The organism is Jidongwangia harbinensis, assembly GCF_020216025.1.
Classification (GTDB): domain Bacteria; phylum Actinomycetota; class Actinomycetes; order Mycobacteriales; family Micromonosporaceae; genus Actinoplanes; species Actinoplanes harbinensis.
The window spans coordinates 37,152-51,988 of sequence record NZ_JAIWNC010000044.1 but is presented as its reverse complement, the minus strand read 5'-3'; the positions used below and the strand labels follow the sequence as shown (position 1 = coordinate 51,988).

General features: G+C 70.7%; 9 protein-coding genes. 5 read left to right on the top strand and 4 right to left on the bottom strand.

The window, feature by feature from the left end:
• The first annotated feature begins 297 nt into the window (after positions 1 to 297).
• Together LDL48_RS36675 and LDL48_RS36670 are read left to right on the top strand one after the other, a co-directional pair.
• A complete protein-coding gene (locus tag LDL48_RS36675) occupies positions 298 to 1,734 on the top strand; it encodes an endo-1,4-beta-xylanase (RefSeq protein ID WP_225259755.1) in 1,437 nt (478 codons plus the stop codon).
• Between the two features lie 72 nt (positions 1,735 to 1,806).
• Positions 1,807 to 3,162, top strand: coding sequence for an extracellular catalytic domain type 1 short-chain-length polyhydroxyalkanoate depolymerase (locus LDL48_RS36670; RefSeq protein WP_225259754.1), 1,356 nt, complete (start codon positions 1,807 to 1,809; stop codon positions 3,160 to 3,162).
• 893 nt (positions 3,163 to 4,055) lie between these two features.
• Here LDL48_RS36670 and LDL48_RS36665 read toward each other — a convergent pair.
• Together LDL48_RS36665 and LDL48_RS36660 are read right to left on the bottom strand one after the other, a co-directional pair.
• Positions 4,056 to 5,120, bottom strand: a complete 1,065-nt coding sequence (locus LDL48_RS36665) for a LacI family DNA-binding transcriptional regulator (RefSeq protein ID WP_225259753.1) — start codon at positions 5,118 to 5,120, stop codon at positions 4,056 to 4,058.
• A gap of 11 nt (positions 5,121 to 5,131) precedes the next feature.
• Positions 5,132 to 7,609, bottom strand: coding sequence for a glycoside hydrolase family 3 N-terminal domain-containing protein (locus LDL48_RS36660; protein ID WP_225259752.1), 2,478 nt, complete (start codon positions 7,607 to 7,609; stop codon positions 5,132 to 5,134).
• Between the two features lie 354 nt (positions 7,610 to 7,963).
• Here LDL48_RS36660 and LDL48_RS36655 point away from each other — a divergent pair, with 354 nt between their 5' ends.
• The 3 genes from LDL48_RS36655 (at position 7,964) to LDL48_RS36645 (ending at position 11,140) form a co-directional block, all read left to right on the top strand.
• On the top strand, positions 7,964 to 9,310 hold the full coding sequence (locus LDL48_RS36655) for an extracellular solute-binding protein (protein ID WP_225259751.1): 1,347 nt from the start codon (positions 7,964 to 7,966) through the stop codon (positions 9,308 to 9,310).
• Between the two features lie 80 nt (positions 9,311 to 9,390).
• Positions 9,391 to 10,236, top strand: a complete 846-nt coding sequence (locus LDL48_RS36650) for a carbohydrate ABC transporter permease (RefSeq protein WP_225259750.1) — start codon at positions 9,391 to 9,393, stop codon at positions 10,234 to 10,236.
• 1 nt (position 10,237) lies between these two features.
• Positions 10,238 to 11,140, top strand: a complete 903-nt coding sequence (locus LDL48_RS36645; RefSeq protein WP_225259749.1) for a carbohydrate ABC transporter permease — start codon at positions 10,238 to 10,240, stop codon at positions 11,138 to 11,140.
• A gap of 84 nt (positions 11,141 to 11,224) precedes the next feature.
• Here the strand turns inward: LDL48_RS36645 and LDL48_RS36640 are convergent, their stop codons facing one another.
• Positions 11,225 to 12,304, bottom strand: a complete 1,080-nt coding sequence (locus LDL48_RS36640; protein WP_225259748.1) for a glutamate-cysteine ligase family protein — start codon at positions 12,302 to 12,304, stop codon at positions 11,225 to 11,227.
• Between the two features lie 130 nt (positions 12,305 to 12,434).
• A complete protein-coding gene (locus tag LDL48_RS36635; RefSeq protein ID WP_225259747.1) occupies positions 12,435 to 14,675 on the bottom strand; it encodes an MMPL family transporter in 2,241 nt (746 codons plus the stop codon).
• Positions 14,676 to 14,837 lie beyond the last annotated feature (162 nt).

Sequence of the window (14,837 nt, the reverse complement as noted above, 5' to 3'; positions counted from 1 at the left end):
GCCCGGCGATCACTCGACCCGAAAGTTTCGGTGATACCCGGCGATCTGGATCGGACCGTAACCGTCTCGCAAACGCTGGTCAAGCGGGACTGTCCGGGGTCGAGTGTCGATGCCGCTACGCAAATTCTGTCATAGATGGTGATTGAAGTTTCAGTCCTGTTTCGATAACGTTCCGGATCGAGCCGGTTCGATCGTCGCTATATCGGTTAAGTGACCTGGCGCACGGCCTTGGCGTGCTGCGATCGAGGTGCCGGCTCATCTCCGCCATCCCCACCGAGCCAGGGAGAGCCACCGGCCATGACGAAAACCTCCGCCTGGGACACCGGGCGTCGCTCGACCCGACTGCGGTTACGCACCACGGTCGTGTCGATAGCCGCCGGGGCGCTCGCCGTCGGCACGATTCTCACGGTCGCACCCACCGCCAACGCGGCGACCACGCTGGGCGCGTCCGCCGCCGCCCACGGGCGCTACTTCGGTGCGGCGATCGCGGCGCACAAGCTGTCGGACTCCACCTACGTCGGCATCGTGAACCGCGAGTTCAACAGCATCACGCCCGAGAACGAAATGAAGATCAACGCGACCGAGCCGTCGCAGGGCCGCTTCGACTACGCGGCCGCGGACCGGATCGTCAACCACGCCCGGGCCCAGGGCATGAAGGTGCGCGGGCACACGCTGGCCTGGCACTCGCAGCAGCCGGCCTGGATGGAGGGCATGTCCGGGAGCCCGCTGCGGCAGGCCATGCTCAACCACGTCACGCAGGTCGCGACGTACTACCGCGGCAAGATCGACTCCTGGGACGTGGTCAACGAGGCGTTCGCCGACGGCAACGGCGGCGCGCGGCGCGACTCCAACCTGCAGCGCACCGGCAACGACTGGATCGAGGCGGCGTTCCGGGCCGCACGGGCCGCCGACCCGGGCGCCAAGCTCTGCTACAACGACTACAACACCGACAACTGGAACTGGGACAAGACGCAGGCCGTCTACCGGATGGTCCAGGACTTCAAGACCCGTGGAGTGCCGATCGACTGCGTCGGGCTCCAGTCGCACTTCAACCAGGGCTCGCCGTACCCCAGTAACTACCGCACCACGCTGCAGAACTTCGCCGCGCTCGGCGTCGACGTGCAGATCACCGAGCTGGACATCGAGGGCTCCGGCGCGACCCAGGCCAACACGTACCGCAACGTGGTCAACGACTGCCTCGCGGTGCCCCGGTGCAACGGCATCACGGTGTGGGGCGTCCGGGACAGCGATTCCTGGCGGGCCAGCGGCACGCCGCTGCTCTTCGACAACAACGGCAACAAGAAGCAGGCGTACGACGCCACGCTGTCCGCGCTGAACCTGAACCCGCCGTCGAACCCGCCGTCGAACCCGCCGTCCAACCCGCCGTCCAATCCCCCGTCGAACCCGCCCTCGAACCCGCCGTCCGACCCGCCGCCGAGCGGCGCCGGCTGCTCCGCCACGTTCTCGGTCAACGCGTGGACCGGCGGCTTCGTCGCCACCGTCAAGGTCACGGCCGGGACCAGCGCGATCAACGGCTGGTCGGTCGCGATGAACCTGCCCGCCGGCAGCGCCGTGACGAACTCCTGGAGTGCACAGGCCAGCGGCACCAGCGGCGCGGTCCGGTTCGGCAACGTCAGCTACAACGGCCGGCTCAACGCCGGTGCCGGCACCGAGTTCGGCTTCCAGGGCACCGGCACCGCGCCCAGCGGTGCGCCGGTCTGCACCGCCAGCTGATCCACCGCCATGCCGGCGCGACGGGCCTTCCCGGTTCGTCGCGCCGGTCCACCTCGGACGTGAGGACATCGGATGCGACGACCACTCCGCACCCTGCTCGCGAGCGCCGCCGCCGCGGTCGCCCTCGGCGCCGGGGTACTGACCATGGCGAGCCCGGCGTCGGCAGCCTCCCTGCAGGAGGTCACCAACTTCGGCACCAACCCCAGCAACCTGCGCATGCACCTGTACGTGCCGGACCGGCTGGCCACCAACCCGGCGCTGCTGGTCGCGAACCACTACTGCACCGGCACCGGCCCGGCGTTCTACTCCGGCACCCGGTTCGCCGCGCTGGCCGACCAGTACGGCTTCATCGTCGTCTACCCGTCCGCCACCCGCTCCGGACAGTGCTTCGACGTGTCGTCGTCGGCCGCGCTGACCCACAACGGCGGCAGCGACCCGGTCGGCATCGTGTCCATGGTCCGGTACGTCCAGCAGCGGTACGGCACCGACCCGAACCGCACGTTCGCCACCGGCGCCTCGTCCGGCGGCATGATGACGAACGTGCTGCTCGGCGCGTACCCCGATGTGTTCCGGGCCGGCTCCTCGTTCATGGGCGTGCCGTTCGCGTGCTTCGCCACCACCGACGGCTCCGGATGGAACAGCGCCTGCGCCCAGGGCCAGATCAACCGGACCCCGCAGGCGTGGGGCGACCTGGTCCGCAACGCGTACCCCGGCTACACCGGCCCGCGGCCGCGCATGCAGCTCTTCCACGGCGTCACCGACGACACGCTGCGGTACCCGAACTTCAACGAGGCGATCGAGCAGTGGACGAACGTGCACGGCATCAGCCAGACGCCGGTGCTCACCGACACGCCGCAGCCGAACTGGACCCGTACCCGCTACGGCTCCACCTCGGTGCAGGCGCCGGTCGAGGGCATCAGCGTGGCGGGCGTCGGCCACTCGCTGCCGCTGAACGGGATGGCCGAGATGGCGGTCGCGTTCCTCGGGCTGAACGGCACCACCCCGTCCACCCCGCCGTCGAACCCGCCGTCCAATCCACCCTCGAACCCGCCGTCGAACCCGCCCTCGAACCCGCCGTCCAATCCGCCGTCGAACCCGCCCGCGGAGCCCGGTGCCTGCCGGGTGACGTACACCGTGAACCCGTGGAGCACCGGCCTGACCGCGTCGATCAGCATCACCAACACCGGCACCGCGGCGATCAACGGCTGGACGCTCGGCTTCACGCTCCCCGCCGGCCAGGCCATCACCTCCGGGTGGAACGCCACGTACTCACCGACCAGCGGCGCGGTCACCGCCCGCAACGCGTCCTACAACGCCAACCTGGCAGCCGGCGCCTCGGTGGGTATCGGCTTCCAGGCCACGCACACCGGCAGCACCGCGTCACCGACGTCGTTCACGCTGAACGGCTCGACCTGCACCACGGCCTGACGGTCAGCTCCCCGTTCCGACGGCCAGTTCCACGGCTTGACGGCCAGTTCTACGGCTTGATGGCCAGTTCTACGGCTTGATGGCCAAGCACCACGGCCTGATGGCCAGCACTGAATCGCCGCTGAGGGCCTCTTCGGAGGTCCTTGGCCGGCCAGGCGGCTGAGGTCGCCTCCGGGCCGGTCGGCGCGCCCCGGCCGGCGCGCCGGCCTCGGCCCTTTCTTGTTGTGGGTGCTCCGGCGCCGGGCGAGGACCAGCGCATCCTCGGCTTCCGGTGCGACGACATCACGTCCTGCCCCGTATCCGGCAGCACACCTCACCGCGCTGCGCCGCCGCCCGGCTCGACGTGCCGCCACCCAACCCGGCCGCCTCACTGGTACACCAACGTCGTTATCGGGCGCCTGTGACGACGTTGGTGTACCACTGGAGCGCTCCAGTGGTACACCAACGTCGTTATGAGCGCCCGATAAGGACCGTGGCGTTCCACTGAGGCGCGCTACGCAGGTCGACGCGCGGCGTGCCGGTGTTCGCGGGCCCGGCATGCGCCGCGCACTCAGGTCCGAGAAGTGCCGCCTCTCGCCGAACGCCGGCGATCTTGGGGTTGTGGTGCCCGATTCGTCGGTGCGATACGGCTTTTGTCCCCACCACAATTCCAAGATCGGCGAGGCGGCGAGGCGGCGAGGCGGCGAGGCGGCGAGGGGTGAGGCGGCGAAACGGCGGAGCGGGTGAAGGGCGGAGGGGCTGAGGAGGGGAGGGGGTAGGCGGCGGAGGGGCGGAGGCGGCGGAGGGGCGGAGGCGGCGGAGGGGCGGAGGGGGTGAGGCGGCGGAGGAGGTGAGGCGGCGGAGGGAGTGAGGGGGGATGAGGGGATGGGGGGGATGAGGGGGATGAGGCGGGGTTACGGCGTAGGGGCCCGGGGCGCGGGCGCGGTGCGCGCGGGCGGGGCCGTGGACTCGCGGACCACCAGCTCGGTTGCCAGCTCCACGTGGTGGGAATCCAGTTTCTGGCCGGCGGCCAGGCGTAGGGCGGTGCGGACCGCGACCGCGCCCATCTCGCGCAACGGCTGGCGGACCGTGGTGAGTGGCGGGGAGGAGAACCGGGCCACCTGGGTGTCGTCGAAGCCGACCACGCTCAGATCCTCCGGGATGCGCAGCTGCCGCGCCCGGGCCGCCTCGATCACCCCGGCCGCGGTCTCGTCGCTGCCCGCGAACACCGCGGTCGGCGGCTCCGCCAGGTCGAGCAGGGCGGCCGCGCCGGTCACGCCGTCCTCGTAGTGGAACTGGCCGGTGCGCACGTAGGTCTCCGGTGCCGGGGCGCCCTCGGCCTCCAGGGCGGCCCGGTAGCCGTGCAGCCGCGCCTGGTTGTGGGCGGCCGCGGCCGGGCCGCCGAGGTAGGCGATGCGGCGGTGGCCCAGCGACAACAGGTGCTGCGCGGCGGCCAGCCCGCCGGCGAAGTTGGTCGATCCTACGCTGGTCACCCGGGCCCGCGGGACGCTGCGCGGGTCCACCACGACGAGCGGGAGGCGGGCCCGGGACAGCGACTGCAGGTCGTCGGCGGTGAGGTCGTCGACCACCGTGATGACCGCCTGCCGGCCGGCCGCGGCCAGGTCGCGTGCCCACACCCGCGGGTTCTCCGCCTCGGCGTGCCGGCGGCCGCCGACGCTGACCGCGACGGACACGCCGGTCTCGGTGGCGGCGTCCAGGACGCCCTGCATGACTTCGGTGGAGTACGCGTTCATCGGATAGCTGAACAGCAGCTCGATGCGGGCCGTGGCGGCACCGCGCCGCACCGACGCGGGCCGCCGCACCGGGTACTGGTGTTGCCGCAGCAGCGTCTCCACCAGCGCCCGGGTCGCGGGACCCACGTCGGACCGGCCGTTGAGCACCTTGGACACGGTCGCCACGGACACTCCGGCCGATGCGGCGACCGTGGCGAGCGTTGCGCGTCCGTCCCGGGAGGGCACAGCCCCTGCTCCTAGGCGTTGACGGGGCTCGGCGCGGTGTTCCCGGCGCCCGGTCCGTCGGGAAGCCCGAGGTCGGCGGTCGTACTGACCTCGACCGGGGTGACCAGCCGCCGGTCGCTGCCGACCACCCGCAGTGGGCCGGTCAGCCGGACCGTGTCGCGCAGCGGCAGGTGTTCCGCCGACGTGCCGACGAAGACCTCGATCTCGCCGGGCTCGACGATGCGCTGCAGGTCGCGGCCGGTGAACGCGGTCCGGTCGGCGTGTACGGCGAACCGTACCCCGGCCTCCTCGCCCGGCTCCAGGGTGACCCGGGCGAAGCCGACCAGCTGCTTGACCGGCCGGGTCACCTGCGCGAGCACGTCGTGCAGGTAGAGCTGGACCACCTCGCTGCCGGCCCGCGGTCCGGTGTTGCGGACCCGGGCGGACACCGTGAACTCGCCGTCCGTGGCCACCTCGGTGTCGCTGATCCGCAGCTCGTCCACCTGGAACGTGGTGTAGCTGGTGCCGTAGCCGAACGGGAACAGCGGCGCCGGGTCCAGGTTGCTGATCCCGTCGTTCCCGACGCCGAGCGGCGGCTGCAGGTAGGTGCCGGGCTGGCCGCCGATGTGCCGGGGGATCTGCACGGGCAGCTTGCCGGTGGGCTGGAGCCGGCCGGACAGCACGCCGGCGATCGCCGCGCCGCCCTCCTCGCCGGGCATGAACGCCTGGACCAGGCCGGCGGCCCGGGCGTGCACGTCGCCCAGCGCGTACGGGCGGCCGGAGACCACCACCACGACCACCGGCGTACCGGTGGCCAGCAGCTCGGCGACCAGTTCCGCCTGGACGCCGGGCAGTCGCAGGTCCGCGGCGTCGCAGCCCTCGCCGGACGTACCCTTGCCGAACAGGCCGGCCAGGTCGCCGACCATGGCCACGCACAGGTCCGCGTCCCGGGCCGCGGCGACCGCGTCGGCGAAGCCGGACCGGTCGTCGCTCTGCACGTCGCAGCCCTTCCGGTGGACCACCTCGGTGCCGGGCAGCTCGGCGCGCAGCGCCTCCACCGCGTTCTGCACCTCGAGGCCGAGACCCAGGTCGGGGTAGCGGGGCAGGACGTGGTTGGGGAACGCGTAGCAGCCCATGAACGTGCGTGGGTCGGCCGCGGTGGGGCCGACCACGGCCACCTTGCCGAGCGTGGGCCGGTCGGCGCCGGTCAGCGGCAGGGCGGTGCCGGCGTCCAGCAGGATGATCGAGCGCTCGGCCATCTCGCGGGCCAGCGCCCGGTTCTCGGCGGAGTCGAGGTTCGTGGCGGCGGCGCGGGCCACCGAGCCCTCGGGCGTCCAGTCGGGATCGAGCAGCCCCAGTTCCACCTTCTGGGTCAGCAGGCGCCGGGCGGCCCGGTCCACCAGTTCCTCGGACAGCTCGCCGCGCCGGACCCGCTCCACCAGGCCGGCGCCGAAGCCCAGCGTGTCGGGCAGTTCCACGTCGATGCCGGCGGTGAGGGCCTGCGCGCCGGCCTCGTCGAAGTCTCCCGCGACGCGGTGCATCGTGGCCAGGAACGGCACGGCCCAGTAGTCGGAGACCACGGTGCCGGTGAAGCCCCACTGGTCGCGCAGCAGCTCGGTCATCAGCCACGGGTCCGCGGCGGCCGGGACGCCGTCCACGTCCGAGTAGGAGTTCATCACGGAGGCGGCACCGGCCAGCGTCACCGCGGTCTCGAAGGTCGGCAGGATGGCGTCCATCAGCTCGCGCCGGCCCATCGGGACCGGGCCGTGGTTCCGGGCGGCCCGGGAGGCGGAGTAGCCGGCGAAGTGCTTGAGGCAGGCGAGCACACCGGCGCTCTGCAGGCCCCGGACGTACGCGGAGCCCAGCATGGCCACCAGGTAGGGGTCCTCGCCGATGGTCTCCTCGACCCGGCCCCAGCGGTAGTCGCGGACCACGTCCAGCACGGGGGAGAGGCCCTGGTGCACTCCGACCGCGGCCATGTCGCGGCCGATCGCGGCGGCCATCCGCTCGATCAGGTCGGCGTCGAAGGTGGCGCCCCAGGCGATCGCGGCCGGGTAGATCGTCGCGCCGTAGGTGGTGAAGCCGGTCAGGCACTCCTCGTGCACCAGCGCCGGCACGCCCAGGCGGGAGTTGGCGAGCACGATGTGCTGCTGCCGGATCAGTTCGGCGGCGCCCTCCGCGGGGGTGACCGGCACGCTGCCATAGATCCGGGTGAGGTGGCCGAGACCGTTTCGGCTCGCTTCCTCGAGCGGAATCGTGCCCGAGGCGACGAACACGTCCTGCATCGGTGCCACATTGTGGGCGGATTCCGGGTCCTCGGACACCGATTCGGTCTCAGATCCGAGTGGGTCCACGTCGTTGCCGACCCAGCGGCTGCCCAACTGAGCTACCTTCTCCTCAAGTGTCATCTGCTCGAGGAGGAGATCGACCCGCTCAGCCACGGGCAGCGTCGTGTTGTTCCACGGCGCGTCCACCCGTTCAGCCGTGGGGGTCGGTTGCGAAGTCGTCACGATAGCTCTCCTTCGAGCAAGATGGGGAAGACTTCCCGAAACTTTCGGTAGCCTTCCGAGATGCGGTCGCGACCGGACCGTGACCCGGGGTCAGGGGGTGCCACGAGCCTGAAGTGCCTGCAGTGACGTTCACTCTCGCTCCAACGGCACTTGAGCATCAAGACCCTTGACACACCCAATCGGAAATCCTACGTTAACGAAATCTCACGTTAACTTACGGACGCCGGTCGAAAGTTTCAGCCGTTTCGCCAAGCATTTACAGGCAGAATCGCGACGGAGGATCTGACCGGCAATCACTGCCTCAGACATCGACCCGCCGCGGGAGCCCGCGGCTCTCGAGTACGGAGACCCAGCGTGGAACGCAGGACGATATCTCGTCGTAACCTTCTCAGCCTCGGCATCGGTGCCGGTGCTGCCGCGGCCCTCGCCGCATGTGGCAGCGACGGCCCGAGCGGTGGCGGCGACTCGAACACCGGTGGTGGCAGCGGTGGTGGCGCCAGCTACTGGTTCCTCACCGGCCAGCCCGGCGAGGGCATCCGCTCGAACACGGTGAAGCGCTGGAACGACGCGCACGCGGACCAGAAGATCACCGCGACCACGTTCCAGAACGACGCGTACAAGACCAAGATCAAGACCGCCCTCGGTGCCGGCCAGGCGCCCACCATCATCTGGGGCTGGGGTGGCGGCGGCCTGAAGAGCTGGGTCGAGGCCGGCCAGGTCGAGGACCTCACCTCGTGGTTCAGCGAGAACGCCGCGGTCAAGGACCGCCTGTTCCCGTCGTCGTTCGGTGCCGCCACCGTGAACGGCAAGATCTACGCGATGCCGGCCGAGACCGTGGCGCCGATCGTGCTCTTCTACAACAAGGACGCCTTCGCGAAGATCGGCGCTCAGCCGCCGCAGTCGTGGGGCGAGATCATGTCGCTGGTGCCGCGCTTCAACGCGGAGAAGATCGCGCCGTTCTCGCTCGGTGGCCAGTCGCTGTGGACGAACATGATGTGGCTCGAGTTCCTCTACGACCGCATCGGCGGCAGCGAGGTCTTCCAGGCTGTCTTCGACGGTCAGAAGGACGCGTGGAACCACCCGGCGTCGATCCAGGCGCTGACCGAGATGCAGAAGCTGATCAACGCGAACGGCTTCAACAAGGGCTTCGCCTCGGTCACCGCGGACTCGAACGCGGACCAGGCGCTGCTGTACACCGGCCGCGCCGCGATGATGCTGCACGGCACCTGGACCTACGGCGGCATGAAGGCCGACGGCGGCGACTTCGTCTCCAGCGGCAAGCTGGGCTGGATGAACTTCCCGCCGGTCGAGGGCGGCAAGGGCGACCCCTCCAACACGGTGGGCAACCCCGGCCAGTACCTGGCGATCTCCTCCAAGGCCACCGCCGCCGAGAAGGACGCCGCCAAGGCGTTCTTCAAGGAGGCCGTGCTCTCCGACGCGGAGAACAAGGAGTGGATCGAGAGCGGTAGCGTGCCGATCGTGAAGGGGACCGAGGCCGCCATCAGCGCCAGCAAGGACGCCGAGTTCCTGAAGTTCGTCTACGAGACCTCGTCGAAGGCCAAGACCTTCCAGCAGTCGTGGGACCAGGCGCTCAGCCCGACCGCGGCCGAGGCGCTCCTGGACAACATCGGCAAGCTGTTCCAGACCGACATCACGCCGCAGCAGTTCGCTCAGAACATGAACCAGGTCATCGGGAAATGACGACGGTTGCTCCGCCCACCGTACGGGTGAAGAAAGGCTCCACCACCTCTAGCGGCGGGCGGAGCGGCGCCGTCAGCTGGATGGTTCTGCCGGCGCTGTTCATGTTCATCGCGTTCGGCATCATCCCGCTGCTCGGCGTGTTGTTCCTGAGCTTCACGCAGTGGAACGGTTTCGGTGAGATCCGCCCCGCCGGCTTCGACAGCTGGCGGGCGGTACTCAGCGATCCGGGTCTGCCCCACGCGCTCTGGGTGACCTTCCTGGTCATGGCGCTGTCCTGGTTGGTGCAGACGCCGCTGAGCATCCTCATCGGGGTGTTCCTGGCGGCACACAAGCGGTACCGCGGCCTGCTCGCGGTGCTGTACTTCATCCCCCTGCTACTGAGTTCCGCGGCCATCGCGATCACCTACAAGTTCCTGCTGGACCCGAACTTCGGTCTCGGGCCCGGCCTGCAGTCGGACCTGCTCACGCAGGACTGGCTCGGCAACGGGACGCTCGCGCTGGGCGTGGTCATCTTCGTGGTGTCGTGGCAGTTCATCCCGTTCCACTCGCTGATCTACCAGGGTGGTGTCCGGCAGATCCCGTTGTCGATGTACGAGGCGGCGGAGATCGACGGTGCCGGACGGGTGCGCAAGTTCTTCAGCATCACGCTCCCGCAGCTGAAGTACACGATCATCACGTCGTCGACGCTGATGGTGGTCGGGTCGCTGACCTTCTTCGACCTGATCTTCGTGTTGACCGCGGGCGGTCCGGGTGACGCCACCCGGGTGCTGGCGCTGGACATGTACCAGACCGGTTTCCGGGCGAACCTGATGGGACCGGCGAGTGCCATCGCGGTCATCCTGGTTCTCGTCGGCCTGGCGCTCGCCCTGTTGCTGCGCCGTCTCGGCGGCGGTAGCAACAGTGACAGCCAGTTGGAAGGAGCGTGACATGGCCACGACGCTGACTCAGGGTCCGGAGCGTACGGAACACCGCCGGGCGCCGTCGCGGTCGTCCGCGCGCCGGCGCAGCCTGCTGCGCCTGAACTGGTTCGGTGGGGCGCTGGGGTGGGTGTGGCTGCTGATTGTGATGATCCCGATCTACTGGATCGTGATCACCAGCTTCAAGACGCAGAGCAACTACTTCGCGCAGAACCCGCTCGCGGTGCCGACCGAGCCGACGCTGGAGAACTACCGGCTCGTCATCGAGTCGGACTTCGCCCGCTACTTCATGAACAGCGTGATCCTCACCCTGGGCACCATCGTGCCCGCGGTGCTGATCTCGTTCACGGCCGCGTACGCGATCGTGCGGGGCGGCCGGAACAGCCGCTTCCTGCGCGGCGTGAACGGGTTGTTCCTGATGGGGCTGGCGATCCCGCTGCAGGCGACGATCATCCCGGTCTACCTGATCATCATCCGGCTGCAGCTGTACGACACCCTCCTGGGCATCATCCTGCCGTCGATCGCCTTCGCCATCCCGTTGTCGGTGCTGGTGCTGTCGAACTTCATCCGTGACGTGCCGAACGAGCTGTTCGAGTCGATGCGGATGGACGGTGCCACCGAGTGGGGCACGCTCTGGAAACTGGCGTTCCCGCTCACCCGGCCCGCCCTGGTGACCGTGACCATCTACAACGGTCTCGGCGTCTGGAACGGCTTCCTGTTGCCGCTGATCCTGATTCAGAGCCCGGAGCAGCGCCCCCTGCCCCTGGCCCTGTGGACCTTCCAGGGTCAGTACAGCATCAACGTGCCGGCGGTGCTGGCCTCCGTGGTGCTCACGACACTGCCGATCGTCATCCTGTATGCGATCGGTCGCCGGCAGCTGCTCAGCGGTCTGACCGCGGGCTTCGGCAAGTGATCGCACGCTAGCTCATATCGGGTGAGTCGCCCTGGCGTCCGCCGTCGTGAACGAGGGAAACGACGGTGGGCGCCAGTGGCGGTTCTACGGCGTGGAAGCGTGGCCGGAGACCCGGTCCAGCACGTCGTCCGCGGGCGAGCGGCCGCGTAGCACGTACCGCTCGGTGAAGTCGGCGACCGCATCGCGGACGCCGCGCGCCACGCCCTGCCGGGCCAGTGCGGCGTACCCGGCGATGAAGCACTCGCGGGCCGCCGCGCCCAGCTCGGGGTCGCTCAGGCCGTCCCGGGCGGCGCGCTCCCACAGATTTCCGGACAGCGCGGCGGTGGCCGCCTCCGCCGCCGCGGCCGCGACCGGGTCGTCGAACAGGGCCGCCACCACCGCGACCGGGACCCGCCAGCCGTCGCCGGGTTGCCGGTCCGCCACGTCGATCTCGAGGTGCCCGCGGGCGGCCACCGGCGGACGGACCGTGCGTAGGTGCCGGTGCAGGTCGGCGACCGTAGGCCGGGTGGCCGTACGGGTCCACTCCCGGAACGAGGTCACCGGCCGCCCGCGGCGCAGGACCGGTGCGTCCAGCACGGTACGGGCCCATTCGATCCGCGGGTCCGGAGCGGTCCGCACGGTGCCGAGCCCGCGGCGGCGGGCCTGGCGGGTACTGCGCCATCCGCTCGGCCGGCCGTCGTGCAACGGCGCGTTGGCGAACGCGGCGGCGAGCACCGGGGCGACGGCGTGCGCCAGGGCCCAGCGCCGGCGCCATCCGGTGGGCCCGTCGTCGTCCGTGCCGGCCTCGAGCGCGACGGTGATGCCGGCGCTCTCCGGTTGTCCCGGGCGGCTGCCGGAGGCCGTGTCCGCCGCCACGTCCAGCACGGCGATGCCGTGGCCGGCGATCAACGGACCGGGAACCGGTAGGTCGTCCGCCATCCGGCTGAGGCAGGCGTCGAGTCCGGGCGACGGCGGGCCGCTGACCACCAGCACCCGCGCGGAGCGTGCGGCCAGGAAACCGTGCCGCAACGGCGGGCGGGCGGCGAGCGACCCGATCAGCGAGGACGGGAGGCCGGGGCGGGCCAGCAGCAGTTCCACCTCGGCGCCCACGAAGCCGGGCGGGCCGGGGGTGAGGGCGTGCCGGGCGAGGTGCTCCTCGGCGGCCGGTTCGGTCAGCGGTGTCACGGCGGTCCTCCCGGGGGATGAGACGCCAACCCTACCTAATCCATAGGACTTCTGGGTAGTCGGTGCCTCGGTGCGGAACGGACCGCGGCCCCGCCCGGAGTGTTCCGGGCGAGGCCGCGTCATCGGTGGATCAGCGGATGCCGACCAGCTCCGGTGCCGGACGGTCGTCCGGGTCCGGGTCCGCCGGTCCGGCCGCCGCGTGCCGGCCGGGACCGCGCATGAAGCGCGGCGCCCACCAGTTCGCCGAGCCCAGCAGCGTCATCAGCGACGGCAGCACGACCGCCCGGATGATCGTGGCGTCGAGCAGGATCGCCGCCGCCAGCCCCACCCCGAGCTGCTTCATGTCGATCGTGCTGAGCGTGGCGAAGATGGAGAACACCGCGACCATGACCAGCGCGGCGCTGCTCACCACGCCGGCCGAGCCGGTGATGCCCTCGGCGACCGCCTCGCGGGTCGGTACCCCGCGCAGCACCGCCTCGCGGATCCGGCTCACCACGAACACGTGGTAGTCCATCGACAGGCCGAACAGCACCACGAACAGGAACAGCGGCAGCCAGGTGACGATCGCGCCCATCGAGGTGAACCCGAGCAGGCCCTCCGCCCAGGTGTTCTGGAAGACCACCACCAGGAGGCCGTACGACGCGGCGGCGGAGAGCAGGTTCAGCAGGATCGAGGTCAGCGCGACCACCACCGAGCGGAACGTCCAGGCCATCACCAGGAACGTCAGCACCAGCACGAAGCCGACCACCACCGGCAGCTTCCGCCAGACGTGCGCCGCGTAGTCCTCGCTGTCCGCGACGCCGCCGCCGACCGCGTACTCCACGCCGCCGATGGCGCCCAGCTCGGCCGGGACCAGCTTGTCGCGCAGCAGGTCCAGCGACTGCACGGCCTCGTCGCTGCGGGTGGAGAACGGGGTGGCCACGTCGAGCACGGTCACCCGGTTGTCCGGCGAGACCTCGATGTCCGGCCCGGACGCCTCCAGCGGTGCGAACAGCCGGTCGTCGGCGGTGCGCTCGGCCAGCCGGGTCAGCGCCGCCTTGACGGCCGGTGCCTGGTCGGCGGCGGCCCGTACGACCACGGTGTGGTTGGTGCCGTTGCTGGGGTACGCGGCGGTCAGCCGGTCGTACGCCTGCATCGCCGGGGTGGTCCGCGGCAGGTCCTCGGTCCCGGGGAACTTCAGCTGCATGCTCAGCGCCGGTGCGGCCAGGGCGAGCAGCAGCCCGGCGCTGATCACCAGCGTGACGAGCGGGCTGCGCAGGGCGGGGCGCAGCACCATCGGCCAGAACCGGCCCGGCAGTTGCTGCCCGTCCGGCCCGGTGCGGCGGGCGGTGAGGCGCCACAGCAGCGGCACCCGGGGCCGGTCCACCCAGCGGCCCAGCTTCGACAGCAGCGCCGGCAGCACGGTGAGCGAACCGATCACGGCGACCGCGACCACCAGGATCGAGCCGACCGCGAGCGACGAGAAGATCGCGTCGTTCGCCAGGAACAGGCCGGCCATCGCGATGATCACCGCGAAGCCGGAGACCACCACGGCATGCCCGGACGTCTCCGCGGCGATCTCCACCGCATCGACGTGGCCGCGGCCCTTGGCCCGTTCCTCCCGTTCCCGGCGGACGTAGAACAGCGAGTAGTCGATGCCCACGGCCATGCCGATGAGCAGGATGATGCTCGACGTGGACTCGTTCGCCGGCACCAGGTGCGAGGCGAGGGTGGAGAGGCCGATGGCCGCGGCGACCGAGGACAGGGCCAGCAGCACCGGTACGGCGGCCGCGATCAGCGCACCGAACGCGATGATCAGGATGGCCAGCGTCACCGGCAGGCTGAGCAGCTCGGCCCGCTTGAAGTCGGCGCCCAGCGTGTCGTCCAGCGCCTTGCCGATGGACGGCCCGCCGACCTGCTCGACCCGGAGCTCCGGATGCGCCTTCTGCACCTCGGCGGTGGCCGCGCGCAGCGGCTCCACCCGGTCCGACGCGGTCTCCGGGTCCCCGCTCATGGTGATCGGCACCAGCAGCGCGGAACCGTCGGTGGCCGGGACCGGCTTGCCGACCTCCGCCACCCCCGCGACGGTGCGCAGCTTCGCCGCGGTGTCGGACGCCGCCCGGTCCGCCGCCGGCCGGTCCAGCGCGCCGGACCGCGCGGTGATCAGTACGTTGTCGACGGCCGCCTCGTCGCCGAACTTGCCCTCTTCGATCATGACCGTGGCCCGGCCGGACTCACCGACCGCCATGTCGTCGGACTTGGCCTCCTGCAGCCCCGCGGCGCTGCCCCCGACGAAGCACACCGCCACGAACACCACCCAGAGCGCCAGTGCGCGCCACGGATGTTCGGCGCTCCAGCGCGCCACCCTCACTGTTACCGGTCGCTTCCGCATGCCCCGGGCCCCCCACCAAACGATTTCTGTGTCGCACCTGAAGGTAGGCAGGGTGGCGGCTGGGAACATCCGGGTTGGACCCGCGCTCGACCCGGATCATGGCGCTGGGCGGTGAGCGTCGGATACCGGTCACCCGGATGTGATCAATCGGGCGTATCCGGA